Source organism: Ruegeria faecimaris, assembly GCF_900182615.1.
Taxonomy (GTDB): domain Bacteria; phylum Pseudomonadota; class Alphaproteobacteria; order Rhodobacterales; family Rhodobacteraceae; genus Ruegeria; species Ruegeria faecimaris.
Genome location: NZ_FXTE01000001.1, coordinates 933723 through 952232, shown reverse-complemented (window position 1 = coordinate 952232; position 18510 = coordinate 933723). Strand labels below are relative to the sequence as shown.

General features: G+C 56.5%; 21 protein-coding genes. 9 read left to right on the top strand and 12 right to left on the bottom strand.

Annotation, left to right across the window (positions count from 1 at the left end; genetic code table 11):
- The first annotated feature begins 19 nt into the window (after nt 1–19).
- The gene (gene glmM / locus FN806_RS04690) at nt 20–1363 is read left to right on the top strand and encodes a phosphoglucosamine mutase (protein WP_142634511.1); all 1344 of its coding nucleotides are present in this window, start codon (nt 20–22) and stop codon (nt 1361–1363) included.
- Here glmM and FN806_RS04685 read toward each other — a convergent pair.
- Nucleotides 1360–2268, bottom strand: a complete 909-nt coding sequence (locus FN806_RS04685) for a DMT family transporter (protein WP_142634509.1) — start codon at nt 2266–2268, stop codon at nt 1360–1362. The genes glmM and FN806_RS04685 overlap by 4 nt on opposite strands.
- A 77-nt stretch (nt 2269–2345) precedes the next feature.
- Here FN806_RS04685 and FN806_RS04680 point away from each other — a divergent pair, with 77 nt between their 5' ends.
- Nucleotides 2346–2690 carry a hypothetical protein gene (locus FN806_RS04680; RefSeq protein ID WP_142634506.1) on the top strand — a complete coding sequence of 115 codons (345 nt, stop codon included), beginning with the start codon at nt 2346–2348 and terminating at the stop codon, nt 2688–2690.
- Between the two features lie 39 nt (nt 2691–2729).
- On the opposite strand, the gene ilvC is transcribed toward FN806_RS04680, so the two are convergent.
- On the bottom strand, nt 2730–3752 hold the full coding sequence (ilvC, locus tag FN806_RS04675) for a ketol-acid reductoisomerase (protein WP_142634504.1): 1023 nt from the start codon (nt 3750–3752) through the stop codon (nt 2730–2732).
- 131 nt (nt 3753–3883) lie between these two features.
- Here ilvC and FN806_RS04670 point away from each other — a divergent pair, with 131 nt between their 5' ends.
- Nucleotides 3884–4339 carry an Lrp/AsnC family transcriptional regulator gene (locus FN806_RS04670; protein ID WP_142634502.1) on the top strand — a complete coding sequence of 152 codons (456 nt, stop codon included), beginning with the start codon at nt 3884–3886 and terminating at the stop codon, nt 4337–4339.
- Nucleotides 4336–4794, top strand: a complete 459-nt coding sequence (locus FN806_RS04665; RefSeq protein ID WP_142634500.1) for an Lrp/AsnC family transcriptional regulator — start codon at nt 4336–4338, stop codon at nt 4792–4794. Before FN806_RS04670 ends, FN806_RS04665 begins: the two co-directional genes overlap by 4 nt.
- A 7-nt stretch (nt 4795–4801) precedes the next feature.
- Here FN806_RS04665 and FN806_RS04660 read toward each other — a convergent pair whose 3' ends face one another.
- A complete protein-coding gene (locus tag FN806_RS04660) occupies nt 4802–5503 on the bottom strand; it encodes a histidine utilization transcriptional repressor HutC (RefSeq protein ID WP_142634498.1) in 702 nt (233 codons plus the stop codon).
- 229 nt (nt 5504–5732) lie between these two features.
- On the opposite strand from FN806_RS04660, the gene FN806_RS04655 reads away from it, so the two are divergent.
- Complete coding sequence (locus FN806_RS04655; protein WP_142634496.1) at nt 5733–6860, top strand: aminotransferase class V-fold PLP-dependent enzyme; 1128 nt, start codon at nt 5733–5735, stop codon at nt 6858–6860.
- A gap of 10 nt (nt 6861–6870) precedes the next feature.
- Here the strand turns inward: FN806_RS04655 and FN806_RS04650 are convergent, their stop codons facing one another.
- From FN806_RS04650 to FN806_RS04640, 3 genes are all read right to left on the bottom strand, one after another.
- Nucleotides 6871–8067 (bottom strand): UbiH/UbiF family hydroxylase, encoded by a 1197-nt coding sequence (locus FN806_RS04650; RefSeq protein ID WP_142634494.1) that lies wholly within the window; start codon nt 8065–8067, stop codon nt 6871–6873.
- A 74-nt stretch (nt 8068–8141) separates the two neighbouring features.
- Nucleotides 8142–8390, bottom strand: a complete 249-nt coding sequence (locus tag FN806_RS04645) for a hypothetical protein (protein WP_142634492.1) — start codon at nt 8388–8390, stop codon at nt 8142–8144.
- Between the two features lie 85 nt (nt 8391–8475).
- On the bottom strand, nt 8476–9120 hold the full coding sequence (locus FN806_RS04640) for a pyrimidine 5'-nucleotidase (RefSeq protein WP_142634490.1): 645 nt from the start codon (nt 9118–9120) through the stop codon (nt 8476–8478).
- Nucleotides 9121–9219: 99 nt separating this feature from the next.
- Here FN806_RS04640 and FN806_RS04635 point away from each other — a divergent pair, with 99 nt between their 5' ends.
- A complete protein-coding gene (locus tag FN806_RS04635; RefSeq protein ID WP_142634488.1) occupies nt 9220–9867 on the top strand; it encodes a GntR family transcriptional regulator in 648 nt (215 codons plus the stop codon).
- 3 nt (nt 9868–9870) lie between these two features.
- On the opposite strand, the gene FN806_RS04630 is transcribed toward FN806_RS04635, so the two are convergent.
- Together FN806_RS04630 and carA are read right to left on the bottom strand one after the other, a co-directional pair.
- Nucleotides 9871–11742, bottom strand: a complete 1872-nt coding sequence (locus FN806_RS04630) for a glycosyltransferase (RefSeq protein ID WP_142634486.1) — start codon at nt 11740–11742, stop codon at nt 9871–9873.
- A gap of 73 nt (nt 11743–11815) precedes the next feature.
- The gene (gene carA / locus FN806_RS04625; RefSeq protein WP_142634484.1) at nt 11816–12982 is read right to left on the bottom strand and encodes a glutamine-hydrolyzing carbamoyl-phosphate synthase small subunit; all 1167 of its coding nucleotides are present in this window, start codon (nt 12980–12982) and stop codon (nt 11816–11818) included.
- 184 nt (nt 12983–13166) lie between these two features.
- Here carA and FN806_RS04620 point away from each other — a divergent pair, with 184 nt between their 5' ends.
- A complete protein-coding gene (locus FN806_RS04620; protein WP_142634482.1) occupies nt 13167–13646 on the top strand; it encodes a GatB/YqeY domain-containing protein in 480 nt (159 codons plus the stop codon).
- A 21-nt stretch (nt 13647–13667) separates the two neighbouring features.
- Here the strand turns inward: FN806_RS04620 and FN806_RS04615 are convergent, their stop codons facing one another.
- From FN806_RS04615 to ctaD, 3 genes are all read right to left on the bottom strand, one after another.
- Nucleotides 13668–14159, bottom strand: a complete 492-nt coding sequence (locus FN806_RS04615; protein WP_142634480.1) for a DUF2244 domain-containing protein — start codon at nt 14157–14159, stop codon at nt 13668–13670.
- Between the two features lie 44 nt (nt 14160–14203).
- Nucleotides 14204–14803 carry a 2-hydroxychromene-2-carboxylate isomerase gene (locus FN806_RS04610; RefSeq protein WP_142634478.1) on the bottom strand — a complete coding sequence of 200 codons (600 nt, stop codon included), beginning with the start codon at nt 14801–14803 and terminating at the stop codon, nt 14204–14206.
- A 139-nt stretch (nt 14804–14942) separates the two neighbouring features.
- Nucleotides 14943–16616 (bottom strand): cytochrome c oxidase subunit I, encoded by a 1674-nt coding sequence (ctaD, locus tag FN806_RS04605; protein WP_142634476.1) that lies wholly within the window; start codon nt 16614–16616, stop codon nt 14943–14945.
- Between the two features lie 188 nt (nt 16617–16804).
- Between ctaD and FN806_RS04600 the strand changes: the two genes are divergently transcribed.
- Together FN806_RS04600 and FN806_RS04595 are read left to right on the top strand one after the other, a co-directional pair.
- Complete coding sequence (locus FN806_RS04600; RefSeq protein ID WP_142634474.1) at nt 16805–17560, top strand: glutathione S-transferase family protein; 756 nt, start codon at nt 16805–16807, stop codon at nt 17558–17560.
- Nucleotides 17561–17641: 81 nt separating this feature from the next.
- On the top strand, nt 17642–18061 hold the full coding sequence (locus FN806_RS04595; protein WP_142634472.1) for an HIT family protein: 420 nt from the start codon (nt 17642–17644) through the stop codon (nt 18059–18061).
- A 15-nt stretch (nt 18062–18076) separates the two neighbouring features.
- On the opposite strand, the gene FN806_RS04590 is transcribed toward FN806_RS04595, so the two are convergent.
- Entirely contained in the window at nt 18077–18490 is a 414-nt protein-coding gene (locus FN806_RS04590) for a MerR family transcriptional regulator (RefSeq protein WP_142634470.1), read from the bottom strand.
- Between the last annotated feature and the right edge of the window lie 20 nt (nt 18491–18510).

The window sequence follows — 18510 nt, the reverse complement described above, 5'->3', positions numbered from 1 at the left end:
AATTTACGGAGAGATACCAATGCGCAAGCTGTTCGGAACCGATGGGGTGCGTGGCACCGCCAATACGCATCCGATCACGGCTGAGATGGCCCTGCGCATAGGGGCCGCGGTTGGGCGGTACTTCCGCCGTGACCAATCCGGCGTGCACCGTGTTGTTATTGGCAAGGATACGCGCCTGTCTGGGTATATGCTGGAAAACGCGCTGACGGCGGGGCTGACCTCGACCGGGATGAATGTTTTGCTGCTGGGACCAGTTCCAACGCCGGCTGTCGGCCTGATGACGCGGTCAATGCGCGCCGATCTGGGCGTGATGATCTCGGCCAGTCACAACCCCGCCGAAGACAACGGGATCAAGTTTTTCGGGCCTGATGGCTTCAAACTGTCGGATCAGGCGGAAATTGAAATCGAACGGCTGATCGAAGAAGGGGTTAAGCCTGCGCAGGCCCAAAATATCGGTCGGGCCCGCCGGGTAGACGATGCGCGGTTTCGCTATGGCGAGCGGGTGAAATCTTCGCTATCCCGCGATCTTAGGCTGGACGGTTTGAAAGTGGTGGTGGATTGCGCCAATGGCGCCGCGCACCGTACTGCGCCCGAAGTTTTGTGGGAACTTGGGGCCGAGGTCATTCCTGTAGGCACCTCTCCTAACGGTAAGAATATCAACCTGAATTGCGGTTCGACCAAACCTCAGCTAGCAGCTGAAACGGTGGTGGCGCACGGGGCCGATGTGGGGATCTGCCTGGATGGTGATGCCGATCGGGTTGTGATCGTGGATGAGCACGGACACGTGGCCGACGGCGATCAGTTGATGGCGTTGTTAGCGACCTCTTGGGCCAAGGCCGACCGCTTGCGCGGCGGCGCTTTGGTCGCGACAGTCATGTCCAACCTTGGTCTCGAACGCCATCTCGGTTCGCAGGGGCTCAGGCTTGAACGAACGGCCGTAGGCGACCGCTATGTAGTCGAGCGGATGCGTGAAGGAGATTTCAACCTGGGTGGTGAACAATCTGGCCACATCGTCATGAGCGATTATGCCACCACAGGCGATGGCCTCATGGCGGGCCTGCATTTCCTGGCTGAAATGGTACATTCCGGGCGCAACGCATCCGAACTGTCGGTTCAGTTCGAAACAGTACCGCAACTGTTGAAGAACGTGCGCTATGGCGAGGGGCAGGCCCCGCTGGAAACAGTTGGTGTGAAAGCCGCAATCTCGGATGCCGAAGAGCGTCTGAAAGGAAAAGGCCGATTACTGATCCGTAAATCCGGCACTGAACCTCTGATCCGCGTCATGGCGGAGTGTGAAGATGATCAGCTGTTGGCCAAAGTCGTTGACAGTATCGTTGCTGAGGTCGCGGCGGTTGCAGGCTAGCGACCGGCCAGCATTCTGCGCAGGCTGAACCACTGGCTGATCGCTAGCCCGGTCAGGATCATCGCTAGAGCAACGTAAAACCGTATCGGCAATGCCTCGGACAGAACCCACGCGCCAAACACCATCGACCATATCGGAACTTGGTAGTTGACCAGCGTCAGAAAAACAGACCCGGCGCTGCGAATAATCGAGACGCGCAGCAACGTGGCAAAGGCGGTCGGAACAAGGCCCAATGCGATTATGGCGAGGCTAGGCCGTGCGCCATGCCAATTTGGCACCCCTTCGGTTACCAGCATGATGGGCAACAAGATCGCCGCGCCGACCAGCAAAGTGAGCGCAGCCAGAACAACCGGATCGACCGGAGGGCATCTGCGCGTGAATATAGAAGCGCAGGAATAGCACAGTGCAGCACCAATACAGGCCAGCTGTGCCAGTGGTTCCGCACCTTGACCAAGCTGTGCAAGGCCAGGGCCAATCAGAACCAGCGCGCCTGCAAATCCAAGTGATACGCCAACAAAACGCCGCGCGTTGAGGGGTTCATCCGAAAAGAAATGTGCCAGTGGCAACACCATCAACGGGATGGCCGCCATCGACAGGCCCGCAAAGGCGGACGGAACATATTGCTGGCCCCAGCTGAGCAGCAAAAAAGGTAGGGCCGTCGACAGAATGCCGATCACGATGATTGAGGGCCAAAGGCCCCGCATGGTTGTTGGCAATTTGCGACCCGTCGCCCCCATCAGCAGTATAAGGGTCAGCGCGCCCAGAGTCGTGCGTGCTGTTGCTACTGTGACGGGCCCGTACCCTTCGAGCGCGATGGCGACGACCATAAATGTGCCGCCCCAGATGAAGCCAAGTACAGCGACCATAAGCCAGTTTTTGTTGGTGATTTCAGAGGGTTCGCTCATGGTATTGCCTGCTTCGTCACAATTAGCTGCGAGTGTGGTATTGTAGGGGTATTGGAAAAAGAATTTGGAGATAAATTATGGACTACAAAGAAGTGAATGCTGTTTGCCAGCCCGGAGACGATGTGGCTTCACGAGATTGGTATGCTTGGAACAACAAGATGCCTCCGGGGCCCGCTAGGTTGATTGTGACGGGCATTGTCACGGTTGGTAATCCAGGGGTCGAGCCCATGTTGGTTATCGCCAATCCGCAGGGGATCAATCCCAGCCATTTGCTGCTCAACATCTTCCTCTGTCAGAAGCCCGGGAAATGGCCCTCGGTGGTTGTCGACAAGCCGGTGCGGTTCGAGCAGCATTCGAACCCGATGTATACCCATGTGGATATTGTTGGCGGGCCGTCGATAGAAATTTTTGACGCCCATTAAATGAATGACGCCGCCCCGGGGGGCGGCGTCACGATAGGATCAGTTCTTTTCCTGATCGACCAGTTTACCGGCCGAAATCCAGGGCATCATGTCCCGCAGCTTTTTGCCGACCACTTCGATCTGGTGCTCGTCATTGGAACGGCGCGAGGCTTTGATGGTGGGTTGACCCACAGCATTTTCCAGCATGAAGTCGCGTACGAACTTGCCGCTTTGGATGTCCGACAGGGTCTCTTTCATTGCCTTCTTGGTCTGCTCATAAGGCAGGATGCGCGGACCAGTGACGTACTGGCCGTATTCAGCAGTGTTCGAGATCGAGTAATCCATGTTGGCGATACCGCCTTCATAGATCAGGTCTACGATCAGCTTGGTTTCGTGCAGACACTCGAAATAGGCCATTTCGGGTGCATAACCAGCCTCGACCAGAGTTTCAAAGCCGCAGCGGATCAGCTCGACGATACCGCCACACAGAACCGCCTGTTCACCGAACAGGTCGGTTTCGCATTCTTCGCGGAAGTTGGTCTCGATGATGCCCGAACGACCGCCACCGATGGCCGAGCAATAAGACAGACCGATTTCCAGCGCTTTGCCGGTTGCGTCGGTGTCAACAGCCACAAGGCAGGGAACGCCGCCACCTTTGGTGTATTCACCACGGACGGTGTGGCCGGGGCCTTTGGGGGCCATCATGATGACGTCGACGCCTGCTTTCGGTTCGATCAGGCCAAAGTGAACGTTCAGGCCGTGGGCGAACGCAATCGCAGCACCCGGCTTGATGTTGTCATGCACGTATTTCTTGTAAGTTTCGGCCTGCAATTCATCGGGCATGGTGAACATGATGACATCACACCAGGCTGCCGCTTCTGCAATGCCCATGACCGCCAGGCCTTCGGCTTCGGCTTTCCTAGCCGAAGGCGAGCCTTCGCGCAGGGCAACGACCAGATTCTTCGCGCCCGAGTCGCGCAGGTTCAGCGCGTGTGCATGACCCTGGCTGCCATAACCCAGGATGGCCACTTTTTTGTCTTTGATCAGGTTGATGTCGCAATCGCGATCATAATAGACGCGCATGATGCTGGTCCTTTCTGTTTCGATTGCTGTGGGTTTACGGTGGTTTTCCAAGGATAGCGATACTGTTATCCTTGAAAAATCACCTGAACATCGAGTATATATTCTTAAAAATTCGGAAAAAAGAAAAAATCATGCTTGATGATGTTGACCGCAGGCTTCTGCGTCATTTCCAGGCCGACCCGACGCTGACAACCGCTGAGTTGGCCGAGCTTTGCCGTATCAGCACAAGTGTCTGCTGGCGGCGTATCGAAAAAATGCAAGAGGCCGGGATTATTCAAGACCAAGAGGCGATCATTGACTGGGCCGCATTGGGATATGCGGTCGAGGTTTCATTGCGGGTGACGCTGGATAAGACCCAACCGCGTGCATTTGACGAGTTCATGGGTGTCGCGCGTGAGGTTCCCGAGGTGATCGAGATTCAGACCTTTTTGGGCCGTGTGGATGTGCGCTTATCTGTGCTTGCCAAGGATATGGCACATTACCAGCAGCTGTATCGTGACCGTATCCTGACTTTACCGCATATCGCAGATATCGAGGCATTGATGCATATCGCGCGGGTCAAAAGCGATGAGGTGCTGCCGCTATGACCGAATTGGATGAGCTCGACCGCAAAATTCTGCGCGCTCTGATCCAGGATGCAACGCAAAGCGCGGGTGCCTTGGGGCGTAGATTTGGCCTGTCTCAGCCCGCGATGTGGCGCCGTATCCGGAGACTTGAAACGACGGGGATCATAAAGGGGCGCCACCTGCGTTTGAATGCAGAAGCGTTGGGGTTTGGGGTGACAGTTTTTCTGGGGGTCAAGTTAGCGCGGAAAGGTCAGGTCAGCCTTGAAGATTTCGAACGCGCCGTCAGTGCGATCCCCGAGGTTCAAACCGTTGAACATGTGTTGGGCCTCTATGATTACCGTTTGCGCGTCGTGGCACGGGATCTCTCGGACTTTGAACGTGTTCTGCGCCGCCGGATAATGACTTTGCCCGGGGCCGGAGATGTCGAAGCCAATGTATTGCTGAGCGAAGAGAGGCTACCCGGGCCTATCGGCTAGGCCCGTTTTAGTACCTGGTACGGATGTAATATCCGGGATGATGTGTCATGCGCGCAAAGGTAATTGGCTGCCCGTCTTTCCATGTCGTGCGCTCTAATTGGATCATGGACGTCCCCGAGGTTGTCCCCATGAATTCAGCCAGCCGTCCATCTGCCGAAATCGCGCAAAAGGCGACCTCAGCATCGGTGAAGGGGGCGGCGTGCAACAGCCACTCATGCGGGCCTTTGGTGTCGAGGTCAGCATGTTCCACTTCTGGAACTGCATCGATATTGATCCAGCGCTCTTCCAGTTGAAACGGCCGGTTGTCTGCATAGTGCATGCAGACAATATGCAAAACACGCGCTTCTTGCGAGACGCTTAACTGAGAGGCAAGCCATCCGGGGCTGGAGACGATATTACGCTCGACCAGCGCATAACGATAGGTGGAGTTCTGCCCCTCGACATCCAGTCGGGTCAGGGAAAACTCCAGTTTTGCGTGTTTGCTGGGTTCTTTTTTGACCCGCGTTCCGCTTTTACGTTTTCTTTCAACGAAGCCCTGATCTGCCAGTTCCCGCAAAGCACGATTCACCGTGGCACGGGCACAATTAAATTCTTCTGCCAACTGGGTTTCTGTCGGCAGCACCGACCCCTGTGGCCAAACTCTGGTTTCTATTCGTCGTTTTACTTCGTCACGTACAAACTGAAAACTGATCCGCTTATGCGCAGTCACGAGTGAAAATACCTTTCTTCTCCAAAGTGTATGTATCTGGTCAGAAACACGTAGGGGTGTAAAGGGTTGCTGACACTGTTTGGCGTCATTAGTTGTCGATAGGGCCTTTGAGGCGTTAAAATTTTCTTAGGAAAACGGGTTCCGTTGGGTCAATTTTCAGTAATAACTGAGAGGCAGTGAGCGAAGTTGCGAACACCCGCTCGTTTCGTGGAATTTGAAAGGAATACCAATGCCCCCGCTTTTGGACAAAATTGACCCCAATGGGTTAGAGGAGTTTTCGGTCGTCTTCACCGATCGCTCGCTTAATCACATGTCGGTTCAGTTTCAGCATGTGATGCGCGACATCTCTGAGATGCTGAAAGGCGTTTACAACGCTGACGGTGTGGCCGTTATCCCGGGCGGTGGTACCTATGCAATGGAAGCAGTCGCGCGCCAGTTTGCCCGCAATGCCAATGTTCTGGTGGTCAGGAATGGCTGGTTTTCCTATCGGTGGAGCCAGATCATCGAGTCCGGTGGGTTGACAGCGTCGGCAACAGTTCTGAAGGCGCGCCAGACCGGCAACTCGGCAACGTCCCCATTTGCGCCTGCTCCGATCGAGGAAGTCATCGAAACGATCCGCGATGGGCGCCCGGATGTGGTCTTTGCGCCGCATGTCGAAACAGCGGCCGGGGTCATTCTGCCCGACGACTATATTTCGGCGATGGCAGCCGCAGCCCACGAGGTTGGGGCGCTGATGGTTCTGGATTGCATCGCTTCGGGTTGCGCATGGGTGGACATGAAGGCGACGGGTGTGGATGTCCTGATCTCGGCCCCTCAGAAAGGGTGGAGCGCATCGCCTTGCGCGGGTCTTGTCATGCTGTCCGAACAGGCTGAGGCAAGGCTGGAGGAGACGACTTCGGACAGTTTTGCCGTCGACCTGAAGAAATGGCGTCAGATCATGCAAGCCTATGAAAATGGCGGTCACGCCTATCACGCCACGATGCCAACAGATGCGCTGAAAGCCTTCCGCGACACGATGGCTGAGACTCGAGACTATGGCTTTGACAAACTGCGTGACGCCCAGTGGGCATTGGGGGACGGTGTACGGGCAATGCTGAAGGATAAGGGCATTGTTTCTGTCGCCGCCGATGGGTTTGGTGCGCCGGGTGTGGTGGTCAGCTATACCTCGGATCCCAATATCCAGAACGGCAGCAAATTCGCCGCCCTGGGCATGCAGATCGCTGCTGGTGTACCCTTGCAATGTGATGAGCCAGACGGGTTCAGCACCTTCCGTCTGGGCCTGTTCGGTCTGGACAAGCTGTACGATGTTGACGGCACAATCGCGCGTCTAAAGCGCGTGCTGGACCAGGTTTTGTGACCATCGGGCTTTAGCGGACGCCGAGGCCCATCTGCATCAGCGTCTTGCGCACGGTCGGCAGCGAATACAGCGCGTTCAACCCCATTGCACGTATGTCCCGTAAAGGCCGCGCTTCGATCATCGAGGCGCGGTTCAGCAGGTCGATACCCTTGACCCGGGCCTCGATCTCGGTATGACGCGCTTTGTGATAGGCATCCAACATCTGCGCGTCACCCAGGCCCTCGGGACGGGCCTGTGCCAAATCCAGCAGGCATCGCAGATCACCCAAGGACATGTTCAGCCCCTGCGCACCGATGGGGGGCACGACATGGGCGGCTTCGGCCATCAGGGCCACGCGTTCGCCCGAAAGGCGCTCTGCCGATTGGCTGATGATCGGCCAGATTGTTCGGCGTGAAGCCAGTTTCAACGGACCGAACAACCCGCAGGACCGTTCGGTCATCAGCGCTTCAAAGCTTTCCGGATCGGTGTTCAACAGCTCTACCGCGCGCGGGCCACGCTCCATCCATACAATCGCGGACGAGGGCTGACTCTGCCAGTCGGGCAGGGGAACTAGCGTGAACGGGCCGCCGGACCTGTGAATCTCGGTCGAGACGTTCTGATGCGGGATCGAGTGTGTAACCGCGAAGGCCAACGCCTTTTGCCCATAGCGCGTGGTGTGCACGTTGATCCCGGCGGCCTCTCGCATGGGCGAGTTGCGACCATCTGCGGCGATCACCAGTTTACAGCGGATGCGCGTCCCGTCGCTCAGGCCAACGCGGGCTTCGGCTGTACGGGTGAACAAGCTGACCGTGCCCGTTCCGGGGCGAAAATCGACATTGGGCAGTTCAGCGAGACGGGCCACCATTTCACGCCGCAAGAGCCAGTTTGGCAGGTTCCAACCAAAGGGCTGGTCCGAGATATCCGCGGCATTGAAGTCGCGCACAACGCGCGGCTCGGGCACATCGCCGCCTGCATCCACAATCCGCATGATCTGAAGAGGGGCGGCATGCGCGTCGAGTTTTTCCCACAGCCCGCATTGTTCCAAAAGACCGTGGGCTGGTTGCAAAAACGCGGTGGTCCGTAAATCCGATCCGTCCACGTCCCGCTGGGTCACAGGTTGGGTAGGATCAACACAGACCACATTGAATCCAGCCGCGCCAAGGGCCGCCGCTGCGGTCAAACCGGCAATTCCGCCGCCGGAAATCAGGATGTCACACTGGTCGTTCATGGCGCCCTCTTTGGTTCTGAGCCGACCCTAGAGCGGTTCGACTTCCCGCGCCAAGTGACATCCTGTCTCGCAGGTCAGCCGCGCGAGATCAGGATGAGGATCAGGAATATCACGGGCACCATCACGACGGCGGGGATATACAAGCCCGGCAAGCCAAACAGCATCACTGAACAGCCCCACATGCTGAAGATGGCGGCGGCGGTGTAATACCAGTCGTCCCCATCTGCATCGGCCGCATCGCGCGCCATCCAGCCAAACAGAGGAACAGCAAATAGCAGGCGCTGCCAGATGGGTGAGCGCGGGGGTATTTCGATTGCGGACATCTGGGTCTCCGTTCTGTTCGTCGCAGTTGGGATATAGGGGCGGCGCCTGGGTCGCAGTACGTGCAGATCGTCGCAGTGTGACAGCCTATCGCAGGCGGGCCAGAAAGGCGGTCAGGTCGTCTGTATGATGGTGGATGTGATCGGCCATGTGCGGTTCGGGCGCGACATGAACTGTGCGCATCCCCATCTCATGCGGGGCCGCCAGATTGCGCGGATCGTCTTCGAACATGGCCGCTTTTTCTGCCTTGATTCCGTCTTGCGCAAAGATGGCCTGGAATGCGGCCTTTTCGGGTTTGGGACGGTATCCCGCATGCTCAACCCCATAGATGGCATCGAACAAACCGCTGAGGCCACGCGCCGCAAGGACGCGTTCGGCATAGGGCGCGCTGCCATTGGTATAGACAATGCGGCGACCGGGCAGAGCACGAATATGTGCCGCCAGATCCACGTCCGGGTCCATATGGCTCATATCCACCTGATGCACGGCATGCAGGTAAGGGTCGGGATCCAGATCATGTTCGGCCATCAGCCCGGCCAGCGTGGTGCCATATTCGCGCCAGTAATGGGATCGCAGCCGGTCGGCCTCGGCCCGGTCGACGCCGATGGCCTGGACCACATAATCCGTCATCAGCACCTCGATCTGATCGAACAGGCGCATATGCGGCGGGTACAGGGTGTTGTCCAGATCGAACACCCATTGGGAGACATGGCTGAAGGCAGGTTTGACCATGCCTGCCGTTTAAGCCGCGCAGCGCAGGTTTTCAATGCAGTACTTGATTGTGCGCACTGCAGACGGATAGACATGTCCGAACGAGGAGAAAAACTAAAGATGCCCCAATCCAAGCAGTCCAACAGCGACGCCTACAGCCTTATTCTCGAAGCGATTGATGTGGGCATCTACAAGCCCGGTGACAGGCTGGTCGAAAGCGAGCTGGCCGAAAGGTTCGGTGTTTCGCGCACGCCAATCCGCGAGGCATTGCAGCGGTTAGAGACCCAATCCTTGCTTGAACGCGACGGGCGTTCGCTGATTGTGGCCTCATTGGACCACAATCAGATGGCAGAGCTATATGTCGTTCGCCGTGAACTTGAAGGTCTCGCTGCAAGTTTGGCCGCCAAGCACGCGACCGAGGAAGAGATCAAGGTGCTGCAGGAAATGGTTGCCGAAGATGATGCGCTGGTGGACAATCCAAACGCCCTGTCTCGGGCGAACCGGCGGTTTCACGAACAGATCCATCTGGCCTCGCACAACCGCTATTTGGTGCAACAGCTGAACCTTGTGCACCGCACAATGGCCTTGATGGCAACGACATCGCTTGCGGTTTCCGGGCGCGGTGAGATCGCGCAAAGTGAACACAAAGGCATCGTCGAGGCGATAGCCGCCCGTGACGAGCAAGCCGCGGAACGTGCGTTGAAAGAGCATATCTCGGTCGCTTTCATGACGCGTCTCAAGCAGGATGCGGTTCGTCGCGAAAGCTGACGGTCACATGTCGAAGGCTTCTTCACTGGCTTGACCGTGTTGGGTTTTGTCCCAGAAGAACGGGTTGATAGCCAATTCCCAAAGGGCTTTGTAAGCTGCCAGCACACCCAAGGGGAAATACAACGGCATTGTCGGCACCCACGGCATCAGAAACCGTCTTTCACGGGCAGAGACAGCCAGTATCCCGATGGTCACATTCGTGATCTCTGCAAATACGAACAGAGCTATCAGTATGGTCATGACCTTGCCCGGAATGACGGGATCCAGCGGGCTGGCCAATCCGAATGTGGTAAGCCAGAACAGCCACAAAACCGGGGCCAGCAGGAATTGTCCGACGGTGCCCAGAAAAAACGCCTGAAGCCCAAGGAAGCGCAGCACACCCAGCTCTTTCAGCAGATGGATCGGCGCGCGCATGTGGACAAGATATGTGACCATAAAGCCCTTGAGCCATCGTGAACGCTGTTTGACCCAAGGCCAGGCCCGAAAGTTTGCTTCTTCGAAAGTGGCGGTATCAACCATCTCGGTCCGATAACCCGCGCGGCTGAGGCGGACGCCCAGATCTGCGTCTTCGGTCACATTATGGGCATCCCAACCGCCCAGTTCCAACAGCTTTTCGCGACGAAAGAAAAAGGTTGTACCACCAAGTGGAACCACCAGTCCCAACCGGGCAATGCCAGGCAGGATGACCCGAAACCAACTGTTATACTCGATGGTAAAGCAGCGAGACCGCCAGTTGGTGCGCGGGTTGTAATAGTCCAGAACGCCTTGCAAGCAGACGACGTCTTCACTGGCTTGGGTGAAATGTCCGACGACGCGTTCGATCTGATCGGGAAGAGGGGCGTCCTCGGCATCCCAAACGCCCAGAATATCACCACGACAGAAATCCAGCGCATAGTTCATCGCGCGCGGTTTTGTCGTCAGCCCGCTTAATGCCGGTACTTCGATCGTGCGGATCCAACAGGGCAGCTCGATTTTGGCCAGGGTTGCACGGGTTACCATATCCGTTTCTTCCAAAACCAGAATGACGTCCAAAAGAGCTTTGGGATATGTCAGACGTCGCAATCGACGGATCAGAGCGCCAGCAATCTCTCGCTCTTTGTACAAAGGGACCATGATGGAAACGCGAGGCAGTCGAAGAGGAAGCGTGGTGGCGGTCTGACTGTGGCGTTTTCCTTTGTAACATAGAAACGAGAGCAATCCCGCCAGTCGCAATGTCAGGAATAATACAAGCGACGTAACGGCCAATACGACCAGAGCCAGCAGCCCCGGAATGGGTTGCGCCAGGAACAGTGTGGCGAGGCCAAGCACTATGGCAATCGGCCCAATACGCGAGTGCCGAGTCCAGGACCGGCAACTCTGAGCTATTGCCACACGGGTTTCAGCCTTTTCAGCAAGGCTTTCCGAGAAAATGCTGGCGATCGCGTCGTCGATCCGGTCCGCATCGGCAAGCACGGGTATGATCGTTTGCTTTTCCTTTGCCAACTGCTTGCGAACTGCGTCGAACTGATCGGGATTGGCGGTAGCGACCAGCAGAATGGGACCGATGCGCATCCAGGGAATGATGTTGTGATCCAGCCAAAAGCTGGCGGGGCGGGTTTTGCAAAGGTCCGGATTTGGTGGATGCAGATCCAGGTCCGCGATCTGCAATCCTGTTTGTTCAGACAGCGCCGTCAGAACCTCGGACCGATCTACCCAGCCTTCGCCGACCAGGATTTCGCCCAGTGCAACATTTTGTCTGGATTGCAGGTGCAGGGCTTTTTGCAACTGATGGTTCGAAAGCAGCCCGCGGTCGATCAGGCAAGCCCCCAAAGGCTTGCGCACCGTTGCAGAAATCGGCGCGGCCGATGCGAAATGCTGCAGGTTCAGTTCAACCATTCAATCAACCCAGACGTGGTAATCTGCGTCAGGGTGGAGCGATTAAGGTTAACAGGCCGTTAAGGCTGTATGATTATGCCTTTGCCTTCCGGGCGGACATCGCATGCGAGAACCGCTCGAACAGGTAGAAGCTGTCTTGTGGACCTGGAGATGCCTCTGGGTGGTACTGTACCGAATAGACCGGTCGATCCGTCATGCGGATTCCGCAGTTTGAACCATCAAACAACGAACGATGAGTCTCAACGACACCGTCGGGAAGGGTTTGAGCGTCTACCGCAAACCCATGGTTCATCGACGTTATTTCCACCTTACCAGTCTCGAGATCTTTTACCGGGTGGTTCGCCCCGTGATGGCCGTGATTCATCTTGACAGTCTGACCGCCAAGGGCCAGCGCAAGCATCTGATGACCAAGGCAAATCCCGAATACGGGTAGGTCGGTGGTGTCCAATACCTCTTTGATCATCGGTACTGCGTATTCACCCGTAGCCGCTGGATCACCGGGGCCATTGGACAGGAATACGCCGTCGGGATTATGGGCCAGAACCTCAGCCGCGGTGGCCGTTGCGGGCAGCACAGTGACATCGCACCCGGTCGAGGCAAGGCATCTCAGGATATTGCGCTTTGCCCCGAAATCCAGTGCCACAACCTTATGTACTGGGGCCTCTTGCCGTTTATAGCCATCTGGCCAGGCCCAACGCATCTCATCCCAGCGATAGCTTTGCGCACAAGTCACTTCCTTGGCCAAATCCATACCTTCAAGCCCGGCAAAGCCACGCGCAGCCGAAACCAGAGCTTCGATGTCGAAATTGCCCTCAGGATCATGAGCCAATGCCACATGAGGTGCGCCTTGCTGGCGAATTGCGCGGGTTAACCGGCGGGTATCGACACCGCCAATGGCAATACGCCCACGCTGGGCAAGCCATGATTTCAGCTCTTCAGCAGACCGCCAGCTGGACGGTTCGGTTGGGTCCCATTTGACGACCATTCCTGCCGCGACAGGATCACCGGTTTCGTCATCCTCGGGGTTCACACCAACATTTCCGATATGAGGGAAAGTGAAGGTCACGATCTGTCCGGCATAAGAAGGATCGGTCATGATCTCTTGATAGCCGGTCATTGCGGTGTTGAAACACAGCTCGGCCACGGTCTGGCCTGTGGCGCCGAAACCGACCCCGTAGAACAGTGTTCCATCGGCCAAAGCCAGACATGCGGTGGGCTTAGACGGGGCGTTCTGGGCCATAGCGCGACTCTCCTGCAGGGTAAATCGGCGCATACCTAAGGGGGTTATGCGCTTGGGTCAAGTGTGTTCAATTTTTGGGCTATTGAGCAATATCAATGACTTAGATGTTGAGGCCCCCGGTTGTATCACGCTTTTTGTTTCGATATGGTCGGGGTTCCTTTTGTCATGGGGATGGACAAACTAAATGGATATGCGATCACGGGTGAATTCCGCCCTGAAGCAAGCAATGAAAGACAAGAACGCCGAGCGTCTGTCGACCCTACGTCTGATCAATGCAGCAATCAAGGACCGGGATATCGCGTCTCGTGCTGCGGTCAACGAGGAAGCCAAGGGTTGCGGTGATGCCGAAGTTCTTGAAATTCTAGGGAAAATGTCCAAGCAGCGTAAGGAAAGTGCGCGTGCTTACGAAGAGGGTGGACGCCTCGATCTGGCGGAGCGTGAACTGCGCGAGATAGAAGTCATAGAAGAATTCCTGCCCGAGCAACTGGACGACGATGAGGTGACGAAAGCCATCCAATCAGCGATTACGGCCACTGGTGCCGGGTCGATCCGGGATATGGGCAAGGTCATGGGCGAGCTCAAGACACGCTATACTGGCCAGATGGATTTTGGGAAAGTTGGGCCCATGGTCAAAGATCAGCTTTGTGCGGCTGCCAGCGGCTGACTGCCGTGACATGCTGAGAGCTTACTGCGCGACTGGTTCGCGCAGTTTTTCTTTGAGGTCATCGTAAAGCGCAATCCGCTCTTCCTCGGACAGGAATGCGCCGATTTCTACTTCGCGACCTTCACCCTTGAGGGTGACGTAGTTCGGAACCGGGCCGCCGCTCTGATGGATCTCGGGGCGGGCCCAATAGCGATTACAGGCCCATTCCTGCTGCCCCCGTCGCGGGTCATGATGTATCAGATGCGCCTGTGTTCCGGTCAGCGTCAGGACTTCGAATATGCTACGGGCCCGATAGTTTGACCGGAGAGCCAGCCAAAGGCCAATAACTGTTAGCAGCAGGAAGGGCAGCAACCCCCAAAGCAAGGCCGAGCCGAGCACGGCCAAAAGCGGGATCAACCCGAACAAAAAGACACTAAACACAACCCGAACTGCCCAATGACGCGGCAGCGAGTTATGCGGCCACAAGCGCAGCTCAAGTTCTGATGTGGTGGTTTGATTCCATCTGTAGGGCATGGCCGGAAGATAGCCCAAAGCGCGTCCGAGTCGACGCTGAAAATTCAGATGACGTGCCCGACGCGGGCCCACGATAGGGCATCGTCCAGCCGATCATCCCCCCAAAAGACTTCGTTCCCCACAACCAGGCTTGGGGCGCCAAAAATGCCCAGCTTGATTGCGCGTAGTGTTTCCGCCTCAAGTGCGGCGACAATGTCGGGGCTGCGCGCGCGGGACAGGATCAGTCGGGGATCCTGCTGACTGCGATGTAGCGCTTCGGACAGGGCGGTTTCGCTGCCGGCCTCTACACCTTCTTCGAACCAGATCCGATATAGAATTTGCGTAAAGTTCTTGCCCCAGCCTTCTTCCATTCCCAACAGCGCTACTTGATTTGCCAAGGCAAGGTCAGAAATGGGGTAGGGCGCAGGAAGCTGGGCGTGCATATGGTACTTGGCCGCCCGACGCTCAATGTCGCGCCACATATAGGCGGATTTGACGGGTTTCCCTGCAAAGGGGATGTTCTTCTGCTGCGACATCACTGTGCGTACATTGAACGGCCGCCATGTGACGGACGCATCGTGTTCAGAACACCAATCGTCCAGGCGCATGATCGTCAGAAAGCTGTAAGTGCTTCCGATAGAGTACCAGAAATCAAGATCGGGCATATGAACCCTCGGGGTTGCCGATTGTTTTGCCTTTACCAGAGTACCCTATTTTGACCGATCTGGCGAATTTCCGGTGGCACGCCACTTAGAAATGAAAAACCCCGCCAAGTTGGCGGGGTTTTCTGTTGGTTCAGAGGGATCAGTGCGCGTGGCCCTTGTCCCAGTCTTCTTGCTTGGGCAGCTGCTCGAACGTGTGTTCGGGCGGCGGCGAGGGCAGGGTCCATTCCAGCGTATCCGCGTATTCGTTCCACGGGTTGTTCCGGGTCTCACGTGCGCCACGGAACAAGGCGTAGAACACGATACCAAAGAACAGCAGGAACGAGGCGAAGGATACAAAGGCGCCAATCGACGAGACATAGTTCCACTGCGCGAACGCTTCGGGATAATCGATGTAGCGACGTGGCATGCCCTGACGGCCCAGGAAGTGCTGGGGGAAGAAGGTCAGGTTGGCGCCGATGAAGAACAGCCAGAAGTGAACCTTGCCCCAGAACTCTGAATACTGACGGCCTGTCATCTTGGAGAAGTAGAAATAGATCCCAGCAAAGATCGCAAACACTGCGCCCAGCGACATCACATAGTGGAAGTGTGCAACCACATAATATGTGTCGTGATAGGCGCGGTCGATACCGGCCTGCGACAGAACCACACCGGTCACACCACCAACGGTGAACAGGAACAGGAAACCGAAAGCAAACAGCATCGGTGTCTTGAACTCGATCGAGCCGCCCCACATGGTTGCGATCCACGAGAAGACCTTAACGCCGGTAGGAACCGCGATGACCATCGTTGCCAGCATGAAGTAGGCTTGCTGCTGGACCGACATGCCAACTGTGTACATGTGGTGTGCCCACACGACAAAGCCCAGTACACCGATCGCAATAAGTGCCCAAACCATCGGCAGGTAACCGAAGACTGGCTTGCGCGAGAAGGTCGCGATGATGTGGCTGATAAGGCCAAATCCAGGTAGGATCACGATGTACACTTCTGGGTGGCCAAAGAACCACAGGATGTGCTGATACAGGATTGGATCACCACCACCGGCCGGATCAAAGAAGGTGAAACCAAAGTTGCGGTCCATTAGCAACATGGTGATCGCACCTGCCAAAACCGGCAGCGACAGAAGAATCAGCCACGAGGTGATGAAGATCGACCAACTGAACAGCGGCACCTTGAACAGGGTCATGCCCGGGGCACGCATGTTCAGGAAGGTGGTAATCATGTTGATCGCGCCGAGGATCGAGGAGGCGCCCGATACGTGCACGGCAAAGATCGCGAGGTCCATGGACATTCCGCCCTCGCTCGTCGACAGCGGCGGGTACAGAACCCAGCCGACGCCCGAACCAAGCTGGTCGTTACCACCGGGGCTCAGCAGCGAGGCCACGCCCAGCGAAGTACCGGCGACATAGAGCCAGAAGGACAAGTTGTTCATCCGCGGGAACGCCATGTCCGGCGCGCCAATCTGCAACGGCATGAAATAGTTGCCAAATCCGCCGAATAGGGCAGGGATGACCACGAAGAACATCATCAGAACACCGTGGTAGGTGATCATCACGTTCCACAGATGCCCGTTCGGAGTGCAGAGCTCGGCACCGCTGCCGAACAAGCGGAACCCTTCCATGCACATGTGCTGTACCCCGGGCTCCATCAATTCGATCCGCATGATAACAGTCATCAGAACCGAGATTAGACCGGCCAGGGCCGAGACGATCAGGTACAGAATCCCGATGTCCTTGTGGTTGGTCGACATGAACCAGCGGGTAAAGAACCCGCGCTGGTCTTCATGGTCGTGACCATGAATGGCTGCGTCTGCCATTAGGTGCCTCCTGTTGCAACTACACCGCGCTGTCGGACCTCTCCAACGCGCGGGATTCCTGCTGGTTTTAGATTGCGTGGGGGCGACCTTCAATGGTCGAGTTTGATCTGGATCAAGATTAATTGTCGCGGGTGCCGGTTGCAGGGCTTCGAAAAAGAGCACAACTTTCGGCAAATGGAGGAGACCGGATGGTTCTGAACTACGTGACAACCGAAAAGGCTCAGGCGGCCACCGGGCTACGCATGATCGTTGTCGGAGGTGTGCCAAGCCCTTGGAGCGAAGCCGCAAAGGGTATTTTTCACGTAAAGCGTCTGCCTTGGCTGCCAGTTTATCTGGACCATCAGGACCGGGCGCAGACCATCTGGGCGCAAACGGACAGCGCACCGGTTGTGTTCTGGAAAGATGAAGTACCGCTTTCCGAAACGGCCGATATTGTCGCCTTGGCACAACGAATCGCGCCTGAACCAGATTTGTTGCCAGCATCAATGGCGCCCGACATTCTCGCCTTCATTGACTTACTGGCGGCCCCCAATGGATTGGGCTGGCAAAGGCGGCTTCAGCAAATCCATGCTGGTATGCGAGGCCAAGAAGGTGGGTTCCATCCCAAGATTGCCGACTATCTTGGCAAGAAATACGGCTATGATACAGAAGCAGGTGAAATGGCTGCCGGTCGCGCTGATGGAATATTGAAACGCGTCAGTAGCAAGCTCGCAGAAAGTGGTGATTTTCTGTTTGGCAACACGCTCACTGCAGCAGATATCTATTGCGCTGCCTTCATGGCTTTGTTCGCACCGTTGCCGGAAGAGTTGTGTGCTATGCGGCTGAGTACCCGAAGGGTTTTCGAGCATATATCCGATCCTGTACGGGATACTCTTTCGGCAGGTTTGCTGTTGCATCGGGACAGGGTATACCGCGATTTTCTGGAAACACCTTTGTCGCTCTGATCACATGTGCATTGCGTCTTGACCGCCAAGATGCGGCACCGCACAAACACCTCATGAAAAACGTCCAAACGGAGGCCGAGTATGTCTGCCTATGATCCCGATAACATTTTCGCCAAGATCCTGCGTGGTGAAATCCCTGCAAACCGGGTCTATGAAGACGACGACACACTGGCCTTCATGGACATCATGCCGCGCACGGACGGGCATCTGCTGGTGATCCCGAAAACGCCTTGTCGCAACGTGCTGGATGCCAGCCCAGAACAGCTTGCTTCTGTGATCTCAACGGTTCAGAAGATGGCGCAGGCGGTGAAAGCGGCCTTTGATGCGGATGGCGTCACCATCCAGCAGTTCAACGAGGCTGCAGGTGGGCAAGAAGTGTTTCATCTGCATTTTCACGTTCTGCCGCGGCACGAAGGCGTTTCGATGCGACCACCGGGCAATATGGGTGATTTTGACCTGATCGCTAAAAACGCCGGTAAAATCAAAGACGCGCTGGCCTGATCACCCGCTACAGGATCAGTGCGATCCAAGGCATATGCTATGGTCGCCAAACGCGTTCAGCACTTCACATACATGGTCGTGGGTGCCGTCACAGGCGGCTGTGATGCGTTCCAGTTCGGCCTCAAGGCTGCGCAGCAATGTTATCCGGTTGCGCAGTTCAGTCAGCTGACGATCCGCGATTTCATGAACATGGTCCAGATCCGCCCCCTGCGCCCCTTCCAAAGAAAGCAACGCCTCGACATCCGGCAAAGGCAGGCCCAGATCACGCGAGTGCCGGATAAATTGGAGGCGTTTCAGAGCAGTCTCGTCATATCTGCGCTGATTGCCCGCCGTCCGATACGGTTTGGCCAACAAGCCTTTTTCCTCATAGAAACGGATCGTGGGCACCTTGACCCCGGTTTGCCGCGACAAATCTCCGATTGAGTACATTTTGTGCTTTTTGCCTCTTG